The sequence below is a fragment of the Sphingomonas sp. BE123 genome (genome assembly GCF_031456015.1).
In the GTDB taxonomy this organism is placed as follows: Bacteria; Pseudomonadota; Alphaproteobacteria; order Sphingomonadales; family Sphingomonadaceae; genus Sphingomonas.
The window spans coordinates 813,367-832,527 of record NZ_JAVDTW010000001.1; the positions used below are offsets into that span (position 1 = coordinate 813,367).

Consider the following 19,161-nt stretch of genomic DNA (forward strand, 5'->3'; position numbering starts at 1 on the left):
AATTTAGGTGTTGGCCGGTGCGGGGTCAATTACGCGCAGACCGCAGATTTCCGATCAGTGTGATCAGGCAACCGGGCGCCGCGCGCGCAGCGCCTGCGCCAACGTGCCTTCATCGAGATAGTCGAGCTCGCCGCCCACGGGCAGGCCGTGCGCGAGTTGAGTCAGCCGGACCGGATAGCCCTCCAGCCGCTCGGCGATGTAATGCGCGGTGGTCTGGCCCTCCAGCGTCGCGTTCATTGCCAGCACCACTTCATCCACCCCGCCCGCGGCGATGCGGGTGACGAGGCTGTCGATCGCCAGATCCTCCGGCCGCACCCCGTCGAGCGCGGAGAGCTTGCCGCCGAGTACATGGAATTTGCCGGGGAACAGCCGCGAGCGTTCCAGCGCCCACAGGTCGGCCACTTCCTCGACCACGCATAATTGACGCGTGTCGCGGCGCGGGTCGGCGCACACCGCGCACGGATCGGACGTATCGACATTGCCGCAGGTGGAGCAGGTGGCGAGCCGCGCGCTCACCGCCTCCAATGCGCGCAGCAACGGGTCGAGCGCCGTCTCGCGCTTCTTGAGCAGATGCAGCACCGCCCGCCGCGCCGAGCGCGGGCCAAGGCCGGGGAGGCGCGACAGGGCTTGGGTCAGGGTTTCGATCTCGGGCGATGCCATGGATGCGGTGTAGGCAATCCGTCATCCCGGGGCTAGAGGCCACCCCATGCGGATCATCTTCATGGGCACCCCCGAGTTTGCGGTGCCGACCCTCAATGCGCTGGTCGAAGCGGGCCACACGATCGTCGCGGCGTATAGCCAGCCGCCGCGCCCCGGCGGGCGGCGTGGCAAGGCGCTGACCCCCTCCCCCGTCCATGCCCGCGCAGAGGAACTGGGGATCGAAGTCCGCACGCCGCTGTCGTTCAGGAAGGACCCCGACGCGGTTGCCGCCTTTGCCGCGCTCGACGCCGATGTCGCGGTGGTCGCGGCCTATGGCCTGATCCTCCCCGTGAGCGTGCTGGAAGCGCCGCGCCTCGGCTGCCTCAACGTCCATGGCTCGCTCCTCCCCCGCTGGCGCGGCGCGGCGCCGGTGCAGCGCGCGATCCTGGCGGGCGATGCGGAGACCGGGGTCGGGATCATGCAGATGGAGGCGGGCCTCGACACCGGCCCGGTGCGACTGGAGGGGCGCACCCCGATCGACGGCAAGACCGCGGGCGAACTGACCGCCGAGCTGGCCGAGCTGGGCGCGCGGCTGATGGTGGAGGTGCTGGGCGATTTCGACGGGCATCCGGCAGTGGCTCAGCCCGAGGAGGGCGTGACCTATGCGGCGAAGATCGACAAGGCGGAGACCCGCCTGAACTTCGACCAGCCCGCCGAGGCGGTCGAACGCCAGATCCGCGCCTTCAACCCGCCCGGTGCGTGGTTCGAGCATGACGGCGAGCGGATTCGCGTGCTGGCGGCCGAGAAACTCCCTCTCCCCTCAGGGGAGAGGGTTGGGGAGAGGGGCATGATCCTTGACCCAGCAGCACTGCCCCTCTCCCAACCCTCTCCCCAGGGGGGAGAGGGCTTTTGGATCGCCTGCACCACCGGCGCCATCCGCCCCACCCTGGTCCAGCGCGCGGGGCGCGGCGTCGTCACCACCCGCGAATTGCTCAACGGCTTCCCGATCCCCCCCGGAACGCAGCTGTGACCCGCTTTGCGCTGACGATCGAATATGACGGCCGCCCCTTCATGGGCTGGCAATATCAGGATCACGGTCCCAGCGTGCAGGGCGCGATCGAGGATGCGCTGCATGGCATTACCGGCGAGGATGCGCTGGTCCATGCCGCCGGGCGCACCGATGCCGGGGTCCATGCGCTGGGCATGCGCGCGCATACCGAGATCGAGAAGGACATCGCCCCGTTCCGGCTGATGGAGGCGCTCAATGCGCATCTGCGCAAGGTGCCGGTCGCGATCCTGGCGTGCGAGGTTGTGCCCGACGACTGGCACGCGCGCTTTTCCTGCATCGCGCGCCATTATGTCTATCGCATCGTCACCCGCCGCGCCCCGCTGACCTTTGACAAGGGGCTGAAATGGCGCGTCCCCCACCCGCTCGACGCCGACGCAATGCACGATGCCGCGCAGATCCTGGTCGGTACGCACGATTTCACCACCTTCCGATCGGTCCATTGCCAGTCGGCGAGCCCGCTCAAGTCGCTCGACCGGCTGGATGTGGTGCGCGATGGCGACGAGATCGCCATCCACGCCTCGGCGCGCTCGTTCCTGCATCATCAGGTGCGGTCGATGGTCGGGTGCCTGTCGATGGTCGGGCGCGGGCAATGGACTGCCGACGATTTGCGCGCCGCGCTCGAGGCCAAAGACCGCGCCCGGCTCGGCCTCAACGCGCCGTCGGACGGGCTGTATTTCGTGAAGGCGGACTACCCTTAGCGGCTGAACCGCGCCGCCAGCTCGGCATGAGTCGACCAGCGGAACTGGCCCACCGGCTGAACCCAGTCGAGCTTGTACCCGCCCTTGACCAGCGCCTCCGCATCGCGCGCGAAGGTGGCGGGGTTGCACGAGACATAGGCGATCACCGGCGCCTTGCTCGCCGCCAGTTCGACCGCCTGTTCCTTCGCCCCCGCGCGCGGCGGATCGAGGATCACGGCGTCGAACAGGTCCAGCTCCTTCGCGGTCAGCGGGCGGCGGAACAGGTCGCGATGCTCGGCGAACACCTGCCGCTGCGCGCGCCCGGCGGCGGCCTTGAGCGACAGGATCGCGTCGCGCGCGCCTTCGCCGGCATAGACTTTCGCCGCGGGATCCATCGCGAAGGTGAAGGTGCCAAGCCCGGCGAACAGGTCGGCAATCGCCCGTGCACCGCCCACGGCTTCGCGCACCGCGGCGACCAGCGCCGCCTCGCCCTCGGGCGTTGCCTGCAGGAAGCTGGCGGGCGGGAACGGCACAGCGACGCCGCCGAAGCTGACCGTCACCGGATCGGGCTCCCACCGCGCTTCCGGACCCATCCCGTCATCGACGCTGAGCCGCCCGAGCGCGTGGCGCATCGCGAACGCGGTCACCGCTTCCACGGCCTTGAGGCTGTCGGTCACCAGCCCCTCGACCAGCACGTCCGGCCCCTGATCGGTTAGCGCCAGATGGACGTTGACCCGGCGGCTGGCCGGGAGATGCGTCGCGAGCAGTCCGCGCAGCGGCTGGAGCAGCGCGAACAGCCAGGGGTCGAGCACTTCGCATTGCTGCACATCGATCAGCCGGTGGCTCGCCTGCTCGGTAAACCCCAGATGCACCTGCCGCCCGCGCCGCTCGGCATGCAGTGTCGCGCGGCGGCGGGTGCGCGGCGGCGACAGCAACGGCGCGCGGATGTCGGCGGTCAGGCCATGCTGCGCCAGCGCGCCCGAAATGCGCATCGTCAGGAATTCGGCATAGGCCGCGTCGTCGAGATGCTGAAGCTGGCACCCGCCGCATTCGGGAAAGTGGCGGCACGGCGGCGCGACATGGCGCGGGCCATGCGCGACGCTGCCATCGGCGCGCAGCCGGTCCCCCGGCGCGGCCAGCGCGGCGTGGCGCCCGTCCGCCGTCACCCCATCCCCGCGCGCGGCAACGCGCACGATCATCTCGTCATCACTCATCGTGCGCGCTCATAGGCAAGCGGGAGCGCATCCGCCAGTTCGTCGGCGAGGAAACAGCGGTCGAGGATGCGCGCAGCTTCGCCATGCAGCCAGACTCCCGCACCGACCGCCCCGAGCACGTCCCGGCTTCGCTGGGCCAGCATCGCGGCGATTGCCCCCGCCAGCACATCGCCGGTTCCCGCAACCGAGAGCCACGGGCTGCCGATTGCTGCGACGCTCGCCGAGCCATTGGGGGCGGCAATGACCGTGTCCGCACCCTTGAACACCACCACCGCGCCCGAGCGTGCAGCAGCATCCTGCGTCCGCTCGATCTTGCTGCCGCTCGCTGCGCCGAACAGCGCATCGAACTCGCCCGCATGCGGGGTGAGCACGGTCGGCGCGACGCGAGTCTTGAGCGTGTTCAGATCGAGCAGGTGGAGCGCATCGCCGTCGATCACCAGCGGCCGCTTGCTCGCCAGCGCCGCATCCAGCTTTTCGCGCGCGCGATCATCGCGGCCCAGTCCCGGCCCGATCACCGCCGCGCCGATCCGCGTGTCGTCGAGTGCCTCCGCACTCCAGCGCTGGCGGACGATCGCATGCGGCGGGCTCGGCAACCCACCGGTCAGCAGCAGCACATAGCCCGCCCCGGCGCGATAGGCCGCGCGCGCCGCAAGCTCCGACGCGCCATGCATCGGGCCGGAAACCACCGCGACCATGCCGCGCGAATATTTGTGCGCATCGGCGCGCGGGCGCGCGAGCGACGGCTGCCGCAGCGCGCGAATATCGGAATCGATCACGCCAAGCCCGATCTCGACCAGCCGCACGGTTCCGCACCGCGCGGCAACCGGCTGCAGCACATGGGCTGGCTTGAGCGCACCCAGCGCCAGCGTCGCATCGAAATGCGGAAGCGCCGCGCCGAAATCGCCGCCAGCGTCGGTCTCCGCCCCGCTCGGCAGATCGACTGCGACCGACAGACGCGCGCGCCCAACCAGGGTGGCCAGCGTCCCGGCAATCCCGCTATCCAGCGCGCGCGTCAGCCCCGTCCCGAACAGCGCATCGACCAGCACCGGTGCCGCCTCGGTCGCGTCAGTCAGCGCCTCGACCGCCCCGCCCCACGCCGCCCGCGCCGCCGCAGCAGCTTCAGTCTTCGGCTCCCCCAGCGCTGCCACCCGCACCGCCATCCCGCGCTGCGCCAACACCCGCGCCGCGACATAGCCGTCACCGCCATTATTGCCCGGCCCGCACAGGATCAGAACGTCGCTGCCCGCCGCCAGCCGATGGCCCCATTCGGCGACACCCGCGCCAGCGCGCTCCATCAATTCGGCGACAGTTGACCCGGCAGCGATCGCGCGTTCCTCCGCCGCGCGCATCGCTGCGGCAGTCAGCACCGGCGCCCCTTCGGGCACGCCCGAAAACATCAGTCGTCGCCCTGTGGCTTGGGCAGCAGCAGCGCGAGCAGCAGCATGCGGCATTCGGCGTCGATCGTGCCGTCGATCAGTTCGGGGCGAAAGCGCCGCTGAAACGCCACCGTCGCCGCCAGCGGATCGCGCACGTCATAGCCGAAGCGTTCGAGCGCGAGCAGGAAGCCGCTGTCGGTCCAGCCCGGGTCCATCAGATTCCTGGTCGGACGCGGCAGCGCCAGCCGCAGCCGTGCGAGCTTGCCCCATGGAAACAGCTCGCCCGGATCCTGTTTGCGCGCGGGCGCGATGTCCGAATGGCCGACGACATTGCCGCGCGTGATGCCGTAGCGGTCCTTGATATCGGCGACGAGGCGGATCACCGCATCGATCTGTTCGTCGGGGAACGGGCGATAGCCATATTCATGACCGGGATTGACGATCTCGATCCCGACCGATGCCGAATTGACGTCGGTGACGCCGCGCCAGTGCGACCCGCCGGCGTGCCAGGCGCGCTTGGCCTCATCGACCATCCGCACGACCTGCCCGTCCTCGGCCACCAGATAATGGCTGGAGACGCCGAACTCGGGATCGCGCAACCGCTCGATCGCCTCCTCGGCGCTGCGCATGCCGGTATAGTGCAGCACGATCATGCTGACGGGTAGCAGCCGCTCGCCGAAATTGGGCGATGGCGCGTCGATGATGTTCAGCTCGGCCCGGTCCTGCATGGGATGCAGGGATGCGGCGGCGCGCGCCGAAAGGCAAGCCGGTTGCGCGCCGGGTCAGCCCAACCCGGCTGCGCGCGGGACCGGTGGTGGCGGATCGGCGCGATACAGGCCGCGGAACCGGCTGCACGGGACGAACGCGTCGGTCTGCCCGATCACCGTTTCACCGGCGCCAAGCAGCAGCGCGCCCCCGTCGCGGGTGGCCGACCGCAGCGTCGCATAGGCGCGCGTCCGCAACGCCGGCGGGAAGTAGAACAGCACGTTGCGGCACAGGATCAGGTCGAACTTGCCGGGCGGTGCGGGGTCCTGTGCCAGATTCTGGCGCCGGAACTGGATCCGCCGCGCGAGCTCGGGGCGCACCACCCATTCGGTGCCGTCCTGGTCGAACCAGGTCATCATCCGCCGGATCGGCAGCCCGCGCTGAATCTCGAACTGCGAATAGCGCCCGCTGCGCGCGCGTTCGATCGTTGCCGCCGACACATCGGTCGCGACGATCTCCGGAAACGGCAGGCCGCGCGCGACATAGGCTTCCTCGAACAGCATCGCGAGCGAATAGGGTTCCTGTCCGGTCGAGCAGCCGGCCGACCAGATCCGCACGCGCCGCCCGGGCTGTTCCTCCACCAGCGCAGCGACGGCCTCGACCACCAGTTCGAGCACGCCCGCATCGCGGAAGAACGAGGTTTCGTTGTTGAGCAGCGCGTCGACCACCGCGTCGGCGAGCGCGCCCGAACGCGTGCCGGTCAGCTGCGCGACCAGCTGGTCCGCGCTCTGCATGCCGTGCGCGCGCAACACCGTCTTGAGTGCAGTCTCGATCCGCCATGCACGGTTCGCCGCGATCTGCTGCCCGGTCCGCTGCTCGAGCAGCGCGGCGATCACGTTCATGGCGCCGGCCGAGACGCTGGGTTGCAGTCCCGGCATCAGCGCGGCCTGCGCTGGCTGGCGACGACACGTCCGATTTCGTCGGGCGGCAGCACCGCGCTGGCGCTGGCGGCGATGGCGCCGGGCATGCCCCACACCACCGACGTCGCGCGATCCTGCGCCAGGATTGCGCCGCCGGCATCGACCAGCGCGCGCGCACCGGCCGCCCCGTCGCGCCCCATCCCGGACAGCACGACGCCCAGCCCGCGCTTGCCGTACACATCGGCAATCGATTCCAGCATCGGATCGACCGAGGGCATGCACCCGCTTGCCGCGCGTTCGTCGGTCAGGCGGATGGCAATGCCGTCATAGCCGCGTACGCAGCGGATATGCGCGTGTCCCGGGGCCACCAGCATGCGGCCGGGGCGCACGCGCATCGCATCCTCGGCCACCTCGCACGGCCGGCCGGACAGGACCGCGAGCTGCGCGGCGAAATAGCTCATGAACGATGCGGGAAGATGCTGCGTGACCAGGATCGGGACTTCGAAGCTGGGCGGGATCGCGCGCAGCATCTGGCTGAGTGCATGGATCCCCCCGGTCGACGCGCCGACGGCGACGATGTCGAATTCCTGCGGCACCGCGCGCGCGGCCAGCGCCGGGCCGACCGGGTCGCTCGTGCGATCGGTCAGCCGCGTCAGCCGCTCTTCGAGCACCTGCGCGAACTTGCCGGAAAAGCTGCCGACGCCGGGTTTCTCGAGCGTGTCGGCCGCGCCCAGCGCAAGCGCCTGAACGGCGGCGGCGGCGCCGCGCTCGGCCGAGGAAGACACGACCAGCACCCGCGCCCCGCGTCCAGCGGCGAGCAGATCGGGCAGTCCGGTCAGGCCGTGCACCCCGGGCATTTCCAGGTCGAGCAGGATGACGTCCGCGCGATTGGCGGCGAGAAACGACAGCGCCGCGGCAACGGTGCTGACCGCACCGACGACCTGAAACCCGCGCATCCCCTCGATCATCCGGCCGAGCACAGCCCGCGCCACCGCCGAATCATCGACGATCAGGATGCGCACGCCATCGGCGCGCGGTTCCGGCGAAAGGCCGGCCGCGGGGGAACTGCCAGACATGGATCGGGATCCTCAGGCGACGCCGACGATCTGAAGCTTGCTCTCCAGCGTCTCGCGATCGAACGGCTTCATCACATATTCGTCCGCGCCCGCCTCGATCGCGGCGCGGATATAGGCCATGCCGTTTTCGGTGGTGCAGAACACCACTTTGGGCTTGCGGACGATTTCGCTGTCCTTGAGCGCGCGCAGGAAATCCATCCCGCTCATCACCGGCATGTTCCAGTCGAGCAGCACGACATCGGGCGACGCTTCAAGACAGGCGTCGAGCGCTTCGCGCCCGTCGCCGGCTTCGCGGACCTCGAAGTTCAGCGTCTCAAGGATGTGCCGCGCGACCTTCCGGATCACTTTGGAATCATCGACGACGAGGCAGGTTTTCATACTGGACGCTTCCCGGTTCGGCGGAACTGTCAACGCTTATGGAGGAAATACGTAAGTAGGACGTTAATCGCGACCGGTGTGATCGGCACAATCGGGACCGGGCACCAGCGCGGCAAGGTCGATCGCCAGGATCGGCTCGCCATCGCGCTCGACCAGGCCGCGTCCGGCGCGCTGCCACACCGGCGACAGCGGGACGCCGACGGCCATCGGCTGCGATTCGAACGGCGCAACGTCGTCCAGCGCATCGACCAGCATCGCATAATGATGCCCGTCGACCGGCGTGATCACGGCGCGGCCGGTATCGCGCTCGGCCGGGGCTAGCCCCAGCGCGGCGCGCGTGTCGATCACCGTAACCACCCGGCTGCGCAGCGCCGCAAGCCCGCGGACATGGCCCTCGGCACGCGGCACCGCGACGACATGCGCGATATCCACCACCGATTCGACCTGATTGGCATCGATCGCGACCGACTGGCCCGCAATCTGCGCGATCAGGAACAGCTGTTCGCTCATGCCCCGCCTCCCCGCGCCACGCGCGCAATCGCGCCGAGCAGCGCCTCGCGATCGTAGCGATAGATGCTGCCGTCCGGCCCGCCGCGCTTGCGGCTGCGCAGGCGCACGACCGGCGCCGCCTCGACCGCCGCCTGATCGGGTTCATCGTCCAGCGTCAGCACGACCTGGGCGCGGTCGCCCGGCGCCAATGCACTGACCACACGATACCCGGCCTGTTCGACCAGCGGCGCGATGAAGGTGGCGAGCCACCCCGTCTCCGCGCCGGCCAGCAGGCACAGCGGCGGCGCGTCGGACACCGCGTCCTCCTCGCCATGTTCGGCAAAGAGCCATAGCGGGTCGAGCATCTCGACCGGTTCCCCGCCGATCAGCGCGACTCCGGCGACCGGACCCGGCACGCTTGCCGGCGCAAGTGCGCTGGGCAGCGGCACGATGTCGGCCGGTTCGGCAATGGCATAGGCGATTTCGGTAAGCCCGTCGCGCAGGCGCAGGATCGATCCGGTCCGCTTGGGATCGGCGCCGTCGATCGCCGCAACCGGCATGATCCGCCCGTCGATGGTCAGGCGCAGCCGCCCGGCACTGCGGTGGAGCGCGCCGGCAGCGACCTTTTCGATGCGGTCGACCACTTCCAGCGGGACCGCGCGGCGCGCGCCGTCAAGATCGCTGAACACCAGCGCCAGCGCGCCATCGTCCAGCATCGGATCGTCGACATGCTCCTCCTCGATCTCGCGCGCCCGCTCGAACTGCAGCCCGGCGTCGCGGGCAAGTCCGGCACAGTCGAGCAGCAGCATCGGGCATCCGCTGTCGGGCAGGGTCTGACCGGCATAGAGCCCGGTCGCCATGATCGCCGGCGCGGCCGGCTTGATCACCAGTTCCTCGTTATCCAGCACATCGTCGACGCGCAGCGCATAGCTGCCCTCCCCGATGCTGACGATCGCCACCATCGGATAGCCGCTCGGCGCGGCGTTGAGGCCGAGCTGATCGGCCAGCACGATCATCGGCAGACGCCGGTCGCGCAGCGTGACCACCCATGCGCTGCCAATGCGGTCGACCCGGATGGCGTCGCTGCGTTCGCTGACGATTTCCTCGATCGCCTGGCGGGGAATGGCAAAGGACTGGCCACCCGCGCCGACCACGATCGTTGGAATGATCGACAGCGTCAGCGGCACATGGATCAGGATGCGCAGCCCGCGGCCGGGATCATTGTGCAGCTCGACGCGGCCGCCGATCTGCTCGATCGCCGCGCGCACCACGTCCATGCCGACACCGCGCCCGGAAATCTCGGTCACTTCGTCCTTGGTCGACAGCCCGGGTTCGAAAATCAACGCCAGCCGCGCACGGTCGCCCAGCGCGCGCAGGGCATGTTCGTCGCGGCCCTGTTTCACCAGCTTGCGGATCACCCGCTCGACATCGATACCGCGCCCGTCGTCGGCGACCTCGACCACGATCTGGTTGCCCGACTGACGCGCCGAAACGATCAGCCGGCCGTTTTCGCGCTTGCCAGCGGCACGGCGTTCGGCGGGCGATTCGATGCCATGGTCGATCGAATTGCGGATGATGTGGACCAGCGGGTCGCGCAGCACCTCGATCATCTCGCGGTCCAGTTCGACCTCGGAACCGTCGACCTGAAGCATCACCGACTTGCCAAGGCCCGCGGCCGTGTCGCGCACCATGCGCGGCAGCGCGGAAAACAGCGCGTCGATCTTCTGCATCCGGGTCCGCGTGACGGTGTCGCGCAGATCGGCGACGGTTGCCGACATCCGCTCCAGCGCGGCCTCGACCTGCGGGTCGACTTCGGCACTGCGCAGGCGGCGCGACAATTCGTTGCGGGCGAGCACCATGTCGGACATGCCGCTCATCATCCGGTCGAGCAGTTCGACATTGAGGCGCACGCTGCGGCTCTGCGCGCGCGGCGCGACGGGCGCCGCAGCGGCCTGAACCACATCGGCAGCGCCCCCAGCCAGCGCGGCGATCAGCAGGTCTTCGCCGGTGTCGTCCAGCGCAGCTCCCGCGTCGATCGCTTCGACGATCTCACCGATCCGGTCGACCACGCCCAGCACGGCGTTGACCAGCGCGCGATCGGGCACGCGCGTCCCCGCGCGTACGTCCGCCAGCACATCTTCCGCCGCATGGCTCAGCCGCGCGAGCCGCGGCAGGTCGAGAAAGCCGCAGCTTCCCTTGACGGTATGGACAAAGCGGAAGATCGCATCCAGCCGCTCACGGTCGGCGGGCGCAGCTTCCCAGGCGATGATCTCGCCGGACAGCGCCTCCAGCGTTTCCCGCGTCTCGGCAATGAATTCCTGTAACAGATCGTCCACGGGCGCCCCCAAAGGTCCGGCCGGTCTTGGCACCGATACGGTTAACAGGGAGTTAGGACGCGGGCGGTATCGCCACGGTCCGGGCGGATTACTCCCGTATTCCTACGACTATCTCCCCGCGCCCGTCCGATTTACTCATTTCGCGACGGACATGGTTGGGCATCCCTCAACCATCACCGTTCGAGCCATTGGGAGAGGGGATGGCGACGTCACGACTGGACGCGATGCGTCGGGACTGCAGGCTGGTCGCCCGCGTGGTCTCTGCCGAAATCTTTGCCGCAACGCTGGATCTGGGGACGCGGCTGCCGCCCGATCTGTTCCGTGCGCGAATGGTGTGCATCCCCATCCTGATCTCGGTCACGCGCGACCAGATTGACCGGACCATCCGCGGGGTGGATCCGGGGCGCGGGCCGTCGATCAACGCGATTGCCGCCTCGCTCGACCTGCCGTTCGAAACCGCGCGGCGCAATGTTCAGCGCATGGTCGAATGCGGCTGGCTGCGCATCAGCGATCTGGGCGGCGTTGCCCTGCCCGATCCGATGCCAGAAGCGCTCGGTCGCTGGTGCCGCGATCTCGACAGCCTGTTGCCGCGCGCAGCGGCGCGTATCGCACGGCTGAGCAGCGCTGCGGAGCGCTTCCATCCGGTTTACGGCTGCGACAAGGCCGCGATGCTCGGCGCGCTCGACCTGTTCCTGGTCATGGCGAGCACCTCGTCATTGTTCGACCAGCGCTTCAGCGACCTGCTGCTGATCCACTTCGTGTGCAATGCCAGCGTCGCGCATCTCAACAGCGATGCGCCCGGCGCGGCCCCCTTTGCGCGGCGCGAAACCGTGCCGACATCGGACGACCGCGCCTTCATCCCGCTGGCCCGCATCGCCGATACGACCGGCGCTTCGCGCTCGACCGTCTATCGCATCGTCAGCCAGTGCGTCGCGGCGCAGGTGTTCGAACGGCGCGGCAACGCCGTGCGCGCCTCTGTGCCGTTTCTCGCCAGCCCGCTTTATGCCGAGGCGCTCGAACGCGTCGCGGGGCGCACCGCGACGCTGTTCTCGCGGCTCGAGCGGCACCGCTGCGGCGCCGGGTGCGCAGAGCTGGATGCGGCGCTTGACGGTGGTGTCGCGACCGCGCGCGCCATGCCCGCACCGCGCGTCGCGACAGACAGCGCGGTGGTCCCGGGAACCATGGCCAGCTGGGCCTATCCGGCCTGAGCCCCGCCAGCGTTCGCTTCAGCCAGCCGCGCGCCACGGCGTGCGCGTGACCATCACCGCGGCAAACAGCGGCGAGGCGAGAAACGCCGCCAGCCAGGGCTGGACCCGCGCCAGGTCCTGTGCCGCGAACCAGTCCGGGTCGACCGCCGCGAATTGCCGCACGAACGGCAGGATCGCGGCATCGGCGAGCCCGAACCGCGCTCCGCCCAGCCACGCCTGCGCGCCAAGCCGGGTGCCGAGTCCCTGCAGGATCGCCAGCGCCGCCGCGCGATGATCGACCCCGTCCGCCGGATAGCGCTCGGGATATTTGTAGCGGTCGAGGTGATGCTTGAACGCGCCGTCATTCGCCGCGATCAGCGCCGGCGCATCGCCCGCCAGCCAATGCTCGGGATCGTTGCGCGCCAGCGCCCAACGCATGATGTCCAGGCTCTCGTCGATCACCCGGCCATCGGGCAGCACCAGCACCGGTACGGTCCCCTTGGGCGACGCCGCGATCATCTCGGCCGGCTTGTCGCGCAGCCTGACCTCGCGATGCTCGACCGCCGTTTCGCTCACCGCCAGCGCGAGCCGCGCCCGGATCGCATAGGGGCAGCGGCGGAAGCTGTAGAGGATCGGGTCAGTCAGGCTCGCGTCCCCCGGCCTCTGGCGTGAACACCGCGCCGACATGCGCCTCACCGCGCTGTGCCGCCAGCTGCGCCTGGCGATGCCGCTCGGCATAGCTGGCGCGCTGTTCCTCGGTGCGCGTGCCGATACAGGCGGGGCAGCTCACCCCCTCGACATAGTCCGGCGACTGCCGCGCTTCCGGGCTCACCGGCATGCGGCACGCGCGGCACAGCACATGCGCGCCGACCTCCAGCCCGTGCTTCACCGCCACCCGCTCGTCGAACACGAAACATTCGCCGTCCCACAGGCTACGGTCCTGCGGTACTTGCTCCAGATAGGCGAGGATGCCGCCCTTGAGGTGATAGACCTGCTCCACCCCCTCCGCCTTGGCAAAGGCAGTCGATTTTTCGCAGCGGATGCCGCCGGTGCAGAACATCGCGATCTTGGGCATGCGCCCTTGAGCCTCGATCTCCGCGCGCTTGGCGCGGAACCATTCGGGAAATTCGCTGAAGCTGCGCGTCTTGGGATCGATCGCGCCGCGAAACGTGCCAATCGCGACCTCATAATCGTTGCGCGTGTCGATCAGCACCGTGTCCGGATCGGCGATCAGGTCGTTCCACTCGGCCGGCGCGACATAATGCCCGACCCCGGCGAGCGGATCGATATCGGGCTGGCCCATCGTCACGATCTCGCGCTTCAATCGCACCTTCATCCGGTGGAACGGCATCGTGTCGGCGTGCGAGAATTTGACGTCGATCTCCGCGCATCCGGGCAGCGTGCGGACATGCGCCAGCACCGCGTCGATCGCCGCATCGCTGCCGGCAATCGTACCGTTGATCCCCTCACGCGCCAGCAGCAGCGTGCCCTTCACCTCCTGCGCGACGCACAGGTCGAGCAGCGGACCGCGAATGGCCGCCGGGTCGTCGAACCGGGTGAACTGGTACAGCGCCGCGACGCGGACTTGGCTCATCAGGCTACCTTGAACGCTGCCCCGAACAGCAGCACGTCGGCGTCGGGCGGCGACACCTGCAGCTCGCCCCCGCCCTGCGTCACCAGCTGGTGGACGAGATAGGCGGCGGCCGCGCGCGGGGTGACCGGCGAGTCGCCGGTGTCGCCGCTCAATGCACCGCGCAGTTCGCCGTCCAGCACGATGCGCGGCCCCTGCGCGCGCACCACGATCTCGACCATGTCGTCACGCGCCTCGGCGCCGATGTCCAGCTGCCCGCCGCGCACCAGCGCGTCGCCGCCGATCAGCGCGAGGTTGAGCAGCACCTTGATCACCTGCTTGGGCAGCACCGGGTCCTCGACCATCCAGCCGATCGACACGCGGTGATTGTCGCCGAACAGCCCGTCGATCGCCGCCTGTGCCTCGCGCGTGTCGACGGTGTCGCCGAACCCGCCCGCCGCGCCGAACGCCAGGCGGAAGAATTTGAGCTTGTTCGCACTCGCCTTCGCGCTCTCCGCCAGCAACTCCAGGCAGCGCGCGCGCATTTCGGGATCATGCTCGTCGGCGAGCAGTTCAAGCCCGTTGTTGAGCGCGCCAACCGGGCTCAACAAATCGTGGCACAGGCGCGAGCAGAGCAGGCTGGCAAAATCGGTCGGCGAAATGTTCATGGATGCTCCCATTGCTCCCCACCCCTTTGGCCCAGCCGCGCCGCCGCTGCAAGCGCGGTGAACCACGATGTGCAATGTTCTCACGACAAAATGTCAGGTTTTATTGACAAGACGATTCTCGAGCGCGATATGTCAGGAAGACCTGACACCGGGTCGTGTCTTTTCGAACGGCAGAGCGGCGGCGTGCGGAACCGGTTGAAGATACTGCGCGCCGAACGCGACTGGAGCCAGGCCGAGCTTGCCGGCCGGATCGACGTGTCGCGTCAGGCGATCAACGCGATCGAGACCGGCAAGCACGATCCTTCGCTCGCGCTTGCCTTCCGGCTCGCGCGGCTGTTCGGACAGCCAATCGGGGAAATCTTCAATGACGGGAATGACGATGACTGAACGCTGGGGTGAGCAACAACATGCAAAGCGGGTGCAGCAAGGCCGGCGGCGCAACCGCTGGCTGGCGGTCGGGGTAGTTGCACTTCTCGTCGCCATACCGTTCGTCATCGGCGTGATCGACGGAGTTCGCGGCGCGCCGCGCGACGGGGTGCCGCTGCCGATCCGCTCGGCACTGATTCTGGGCGTCACGGCATTGATCCTCACCTATCTGTGGCGCAGCTGGCGTGCGGCGGACGAGTATCAGCGCGCTACCGCGACGCTGTGCCTCGCGGCGGCAGGACTGGTCGCGCTGGTCGTCACCCCCGTCGCCGAATTGATCGGATCGATCGTCGGCCAGCCGCTGTCCTACGAACTGCCCTGGGCACTCGCGGTGGTCGCAGCGATCGGCACCTGGCTGTGGCGGCGACAGCGCTGAAACGCGCATGGCAACAGCGCCGCGCGACGCCCCTTTCGTCGCGCGGCGCGCCCGGCTAGCATGCCGCAAAATTGATGAAGGGGATCGCATGTACCGCTTTGCACTGACAACGTTGACGGCTCTGGCACTCACGGTCCCGGCCACCCCTGCGCTCGCCCAGACCCGCGCTGCGCCCGCCGACGCGGTCAGGCTCGACACCAAGCGGATCGACGCAATGCTGGCGAAGATGATCGCCGATGGCCGTGCAGTCGGCGGGTCGGTGCTGGTGTGGAAGGACGGGCGCGAGGTGCATTTCGCCGCGCGCGGGGTCGCGGACCGGGAGGCCGCCCGCCCCTTCGCCCGCGACACGCTGGTGCAGATCTATTCGATGACCAAACCGGTAACCGGCGTCGCCCTCATGCAGCTGTGGGAACAGGGCAAGTTTCGCCTCGACGATCCGCTCGCGCGCTACCTCCCCGATTTCGCGAACATGCAGGTGCAGGACGGCACCGGTGCGGACGGCAAGCCGCTGTGGCGCGCGGCGAGCCGCCCGATCACGATCCGCGACGTGCTGCGGCACACCGCCGGCTTCGCCTATGGCGACGGCCCGACCGCGGCACACAAGGCGTTCGCCGCCGCCGACCCGCTCAACCCGCAGAATACGCTGGCGGAGTTCGGCCGCCGCCTCGCCAAGGTACCGCTTCTGTCCGAGCCGGGCACCGAATGGCATTACAGCGTGTCGGTCGACGTCCAGGCGCTGTTGGTCGAGCGGCTGAGCGGCATGAAGTTCACCGACTATGTCCAGCAGCACATCTTCGACCCGCTCAAGATGCGCGAGGCTGGCTGGCACCAGCCGATGGACCGCCTCCCCCGCTTCGCCGCGACCTATGTGAAGGGGCCGAGCGGCATGACCCGCCAGCCCGAGGCGGCGATGCGCGAGCGCAACTTCCCCGGCGTGCCGCTGACCATGGGCGGCGCCGGCATCGTCGCGCCAATCGACGATTATATGCGCTTTGCCCGGATGCTGCTGAACGGCGGCGAGCTCGACGGCGCGCGCCTGCTCAAGCCCGCAACGATCCGCCTGATGGCGACCGATCACCTCGATCCCGCGATCACGGAACGCGAATGGCTGCCGGGCAAGATCGACGGCGGCTTCGGCGTCAACTTCGCCGTCCGCACCGCCCGTCCCGCAACACCGGACCGCAACCGTGGCGCCGTCGGCGAATTCTTCTGGGACGGCGCGGCCAGCACCTTGTTCTGGGTCGATCCCGCCAACAACATGGCGGTGGTGTTCTTCGTCCAGACCTTCCCGTTCGACGGCACGCTGCACACCGATATCCGCAAGGCGGTGTATGGCGCGGACTATCTGGGGCCGAAGGGGGATTGATCTACCGGTCGCGCGCGTCGAACCCGGCGCGCGCGGCACCTACCGCTTCCAGATTCGCCTCCGCCCAATGCCACACGCCGCAGAACGCCTCGCCCAAACTCTCGCCCAGCGGGGTCAGGCGATAGTCCACGCGCGGCGGAACGACCGCATGCACCGTGCGCGTCACGAACCCGTCGCGCTCCATTCGGCGTAGCGTCTGCGTGAGCATTTTCTGGCTGATGCCGGGGATGGCGCGCGAAATCTGGGTAAAGCGCATCTCCCCGCCTTCATCGAGCGTTTCGAGCAGGAGCATCGTCCATTTGTCCGCGACCGCACCGATCAGTTCATAGACCAGCGCATCGACGCGGGGGTCGCTCGCATGCCATTCACTATTGCTCATCGCTCACACTCTCTTTTTGGTAAGTATAAATCTTTTGGGTGCCTTCTTTCGATACGATAGCACCGACCTAAATTTGCGTCACCACATCCCAAGGAGGCGCAGATGAAACAGTCCGGCAACACCATCCTCATCACCGGCGGCGGATCGGGCATCGGCGAAGCGCTCGCCCATCGCCTGCACGATGCCGGCAACACCGTGATTGTCGCGGGCCGCCGCCGCGATGCGCTCGACACCGCAATCGCGGGCCGCGCGAACCTGCACGCCATGACGCTCGACATCGACAGCGCGGAGGCGATCGAGAGCTTTGCTGCCGAGGTGATCGCAGCGCACCCGAACCTCAACGTCCTGATCAACAATGCCGGAATCATGCGGTATGAGGACCTGTCCACGCGCCGGGACCTGACCGATGCCGAGGCAATGATCACCACCAACCTGTTCGGCCCGATCCGCCTGATCAACGCATTGGTCGATCATCTGAAGGCGCAGGACGACGCGGCGATCGTCAACGTCACCTCCGGGCTCGCCTTCGTACCCCTCGTCATCGCAGCGACCTACAGCGCGACCAAAGCGGCGATCCACAGCTACACCATCTCGCTCCGCGACGCGCTCGCCGGGTCGGTCGAAGTGATCGAGCTCGCTCCACCGGCGGTCCAGACCGACCTCACCCCCGGCCAGCGCGAGCGTGCCGCCTACCAGCCGCTCGACGACTTCGCCGACGAGGTGATGGCACTGTTCGCGCAAGTTCCGACGCCAAAGGAAGTGCTGGTGGAGCGCGTAAAGCCGCTCCGCAACGCCGAGGCGGAAGGCCGCTTCGACGCTACGCTCGCGCAACTCACGGCGATGGTGAAGGGCGCGCAGCACTGATCCCCCCGTCGCCCCGGCCCCGCACCGGGGCGCGATCAGCCGAGTTCCTCCCGCTCGAACCGCCCATGCAGGCCGCTCGCTCCCGCGCGCCACGCGGTGACGGCGTCGCCTGCGACGATCACCCACAGTTTTCCGTCCGCCGCCGCCATCGCCGCATCGGTCGCGGACGGGGTCGCGTCGCCCGAAGGGTGCGAGTGCCAATAGCCGATGACCTTGTCCCCGCCCGCACGCTCGGCCTTCAGCGCCGCGATCAGCGCGCCCGGATCGATCTCGAACCGGCGCGTCGGATCGCCCGAGGCATTGGCCGTGACGCTCGCCCGCTCGACCCCTTCCGCACCGAACAACAGCCCGCACGCCTCGAATGGCGCGGCTTCGGCCGCTGCCCGCTGCATTAGCGCGATAACACAGCTTGAAATCCGCAAACCCATGCCCATCTGCGTAGCGCAATGAACCGGGGGGTTTCCACACTCGAAGCGCGGATCGCGGATACAGCGGATGGCTGGCGGCTCGACCGGGCTTTGGCGGATGCGCTCCCCACGCTGTCGCGTGAGCGGATCAAGGCGCTGATCTCCACCGGCAACGTCACCGGCCCCGATGGCCTGATCCGCGATCCCAAGAAAAAGGCGCCCGGCGGCGCGCTGTTCACGCTCACCGTCCCCGACCCCGAACCCGCGCATAACGAAGCGCAGGACATCGCGCTCACCGTGGTGTTCGAGGATGAACATCTCATCGTCATCGACAAGCAGGCCGGGCTGGTCGTCCACCCGGCAGCGGGCAATTTCGACGGTACGCTCGTCAACGCGCTGCTGCATCATTGCCAGGGCAGCCTGTCGGGCATCGGCGGCGTCGCGCGGCCCGGCATCGTGCACCGCATCGACAAGGATACCTCCGGCCTGATGGTCGCGGCCAAGACCGATCGCGCGCATGTCGGCCTTGCCCGCCAGTTCAAGGATCATTCGATCGACCGGCGCTATCAGGCGATCGTCTCGGGCCGACCGAAACTGTCAGGCGGAAGCGTCGACGCACCGCTTGCGCGCTCACCGCAAAACCGCAAGAAGATCGCCATCCAGCCCGGCGGCAAGCGCGCGGTCACCCACTGGACGCTGGTAAAGCCGCTGTACGAGGCGGCGTTGGTCGAATGCCGGCTCGAAACCGGGCGGACGCATCAGGTGCGCGTGCACATGGCGTCGCTGGGTCATCCGTTGATCGGCGATCCGGTTTATGGTAGAACTAAAAAGGAACATCGGGAGGTCGTGGAAACCTTGGGTTTCCGCCGTCAGGCCTTGCACGCCGCCCGGCTGGGGTTCATCCATCCGATCAATAGTCACGCTTTGGCGTTCGATAGCGAAATGCCGGCGGACATGCAGGAACTGATGGATAAGCTCGTCGTATAGTTTTTTGACCCGTCGCAACGAGGGTCGACCGGCATCCCCGCCTAAGAAGGGG

General features: G+C 68.5%; 22 protein-coding genes. 8 read left to right on the forward strand and 14 right to left on the reverse strand.

The genetic code is table 11. The features are described from left to right. Positions 1–63: 63 nt before the first annotated feature. Positions 64–660, reverse strand: a complete 597-nt coding sequence (recR, locus tag J2Y54_RS04040) for a recombination mediator RecR (protein ID WP_310037132.1) — start codon at positions 658–660, stop codon at positions 64–66. 46 nt (positions 661–706) lie between these two features. On the opposite strand from recR, the gene fmt reads away from it, so the two are divergent. Next, entirely contained in the window at positions 707–1,669 is a 963-nt protein-coding gene (gene fmt, locus J2Y54_RS04045; protein ID WP_310037134.1) for a methionyl-tRNA formyltransferase, read from the forward strand. After that, entirely contained in the window at positions 1,666–2,406 is a 741-nt protein-coding gene (gene truA, locus J2Y54_RS04050) for a tRNA pseudouridine(38-40) synthase TruA (protein ID WP_310037135.1), read from the forward strand. Before fmt ends, truA begins: the two co-directional genes overlap by 4 nt. On the opposite strand, the gene J2Y54_RS04055 is transcribed toward truA, so the two are convergent. From J2Y54_RS04055 to J2Y54_RS04090, 8 genes are all read right to left on the reverse strand, one after another. Further along, positions 2,403–3,599 (reverse strand): class I SAM-dependent RNA methyltransferase, encoded by a 1,197-nt coding sequence (locus J2Y54_RS04055; RefSeq protein ID WP_310037136.1) that lies wholly within the window; start codon positions 3,597–3,599, stop codon positions 2,403–2,405. The genes truA and J2Y54_RS04055 overlap by 4 nt on opposite strands. Then, complete coding sequence (locus J2Y54_RS04060) at positions 3,596–4,996, reverse strand: NAD(P)H-hydrate dehydratase (protein ID WP_310037137.1); 1,401 nt, start codon at positions 4,994–4,996, stop codon at positions 3,596–3,598. The genes J2Y54_RS04055 and J2Y54_RS04060 overlap by 4 nt, the downstream gene beginning before the upstream one ends. Next, the gene (locus J2Y54_RS04065) at positions 4,996–5,703 is read right to left on the reverse strand and encodes an N-acetylmuramoyl-L-alanine amidase (protein ID WP_405052872.1); all 708 of its coding nucleotides are present in this window, start codon (positions 5,701–5,703) and stop codon (positions 4,996–4,998) included. The genes J2Y54_RS04060 and J2Y54_RS04065 overlap by 1 nt, the downstream gene beginning before the upstream one ends. Before the next feature lie 54 nt (positions 5,704–5,757). Beyond that, complete coding sequence (locus J2Y54_RS04070) at positions 5,758–6,582, reverse strand: protein-glutamate O-methyltransferase CheR (RefSeq protein WP_310037138.1); 825 nt, start codon at positions 6,580–6,582, stop codon at positions 5,758–5,760. A gap of 35 nt (positions 6,583–6,617) precedes the next feature. Next, a complete protein-coding gene (locus tag J2Y54_RS04075; protein ID WP_310037139.1) occupies positions 6,618–7,676 on the reverse strand; it encodes a chemotaxis protein CheB in 1,059 nt (352 codons plus the stop codon). A 12-nt stretch (positions 7,677–7,688) separates the two neighbouring features. Further along, a complete protein-coding gene (locus tag J2Y54_RS04080) occupies positions 7,689–8,054 on the reverse strand; it encodes a response regulator (protein ID WP_310037141.1) in 366 nt (121 codons plus the stop codon). A gap of 63 nt (positions 8,055–8,117) precedes the next feature. Next, the gene (locus J2Y54_RS04085; protein ID WP_310037142.1) at positions 8,118–8,564 is read right to left on the reverse strand and encodes a chemotaxis protein CheW; all 447 of its coding nucleotides are present in this window, start codon (positions 8,562–8,564) and stop codon (positions 8,118–8,120) included. Next, positions 8,561–10,879, reverse strand: coding sequence for an ATP-binding protein (locus J2Y54_RS04090; RefSeq protein ID WP_310037143.1), 2,319 nt, complete (start codon positions 10,877–10,879; stop codon positions 8,561–8,563). Before J2Y54_RS04090 ends, J2Y54_RS04085 begins: the two co-directional genes overlap by 4 nt. 200 nt (positions 10,880–11,079) lie before the next feature. On the opposite strand from J2Y54_RS04090, the gene J2Y54_RS04095 reads away from it, so the two are divergent. Then, entirely contained in the window at positions 11,080–12,087 is a 1,008-nt protein-coding gene (locus J2Y54_RS04095) for a hypothetical protein (RefSeq protein WP_310037144.1), read from the forward strand. Between the two features lie 18 nt (positions 12,088–12,105). Here J2Y54_RS04095 and J2Y54_RS04100 read toward each other — a convergent pair whose 3' ends face one another. Genes J2Y54_RS04100 through J2Y54_RS04110 form a run of 3 tightly spaced genes read right to left on the reverse strand, consistent with a single transcriptional unit; the run spans position 12,106 to position 14,304 of the window. After that, complete coding sequence (locus tag J2Y54_RS04100; RefSeq protein WP_310037146.1) at positions 12,106–12,753, reverse strand: glutathione S-transferase; 648 nt, start codon at positions 12,751–12,753, stop codon at positions 12,106–12,108. Further along, the gene (locus tag J2Y54_RS04105; RefSeq protein WP_310037148.1) at positions 12,704–13,660 is read right to left on the reverse strand and encodes a rhodanese-related sulfurtransferase; all 957 of its coding nucleotides are present in this window, start codon (positions 13,658–13,660) and stop codon (positions 12,704–12,706) included. The genes J2Y54_RS04100 and J2Y54_RS04105 overlap by 50 nt, the downstream gene beginning before the upstream one ends. Further along, a complete protein-coding gene (locus J2Y54_RS04110; protein ID WP_066655533.1) occupies positions 13,660–14,304 on the reverse strand; it encodes a histidine phosphotransferase family protein in 645 nt (214 codons plus the stop codon). Before J2Y54_RS04110 ends, J2Y54_RS04105 begins: the two co-directional genes overlap by 1 nt. A 183-nt stretch (positions 14,305–14,487) precedes the next feature. On the opposite strand from J2Y54_RS04110, the gene J2Y54_RS04115 reads away from it, so the two are divergent. The 3 genes from J2Y54_RS04115 (at position 14,488) to J2Y54_RS04125 (ending at position 16,472) form a co-directional block, all read left to right on the forward strand. Then, positions 14,488–14,691 (forward strand): helix-turn-helix transcriptional regulator, encoded by a 204-nt coding sequence (locus tag J2Y54_RS04115; RefSeq protein WP_310038456.1) that lies wholly within the window; start codon positions 14,488–14,490, stop codon positions 14,689–14,691. Then, positions 14,684–15,106 carry a hypothetical protein gene (locus J2Y54_RS04120; RefSeq protein WP_310037150.1) on the forward strand — a complete coding sequence of 141 codons (423 nt, stop codon included), beginning with the start codon at positions 14,684–14,686 and terminating at the stop codon, positions 15,104–15,106. The genes J2Y54_RS04115 and J2Y54_RS04120 overlap by 8 nt, the downstream gene beginning before the upstream one ends. Before the next feature lie 88 nt (positions 15,107–15,194). Then, positions 15,195–16,472, forward strand: a complete 1,278-nt coding sequence (locus J2Y54_RS04125; RefSeq protein ID WP_310037152.1) for a serine hydrolase domain-containing protein — start codon at positions 15,195–15,197, stop codon at positions 16,470–16,472. Between the two features lies 1 nt (position 16,473). Here the strand turns inward: J2Y54_RS04125 and J2Y54_RS04130 are convergent, their stop codons facing one another. Further along, complete coding sequence (locus tag J2Y54_RS04130; protein WP_310037154.1) at positions 16,474–16,851, reverse strand: helix-turn-helix domain-containing protein; 378 nt, start codon at positions 16,849–16,851, stop codon at positions 16,474–16,476. Between the two features lie 102 nt (positions 16,852–16,953). On the opposite strand from J2Y54_RS04130, the gene J2Y54_RS04135 reads away from it, so the two are divergent. Then, positions 16,954–17,715, forward strand: a complete 762-nt coding sequence (locus J2Y54_RS04135; protein ID WP_310037155.1) for an SDR family oxidoreductase — start codon at positions 16,954–16,956, stop codon at positions 17,713–17,715. Between the two features lie 35 nt (positions 17,716–17,750). Here the strand turns inward: J2Y54_RS04135 and J2Y54_RS04140 are convergent, their stop codons facing one another. After that, entirely contained in the window at positions 17,751–18,107 is a 357-nt protein-coding gene (locus J2Y54_RS04140; RefSeq protein WP_310037158.1) for a M67 family metallopeptidase, read from the reverse strand. Between the two features lie 54 nt (positions 18,108–18,161). Here J2Y54_RS04140 and J2Y54_RS04145 point away from each other — a divergent pair, with 54 nt between their 5' ends. Beyond that, a complete protein-coding gene (locus J2Y54_RS04145) occupies positions 18,162–19,109 on the forward strand; it encodes an RluA family pseudouridine synthase (protein WP_310037160.1) in 948 nt (315 codons plus the stop codon). Positions 19,110–19,161: the final 52 nt, after the last annotated feature.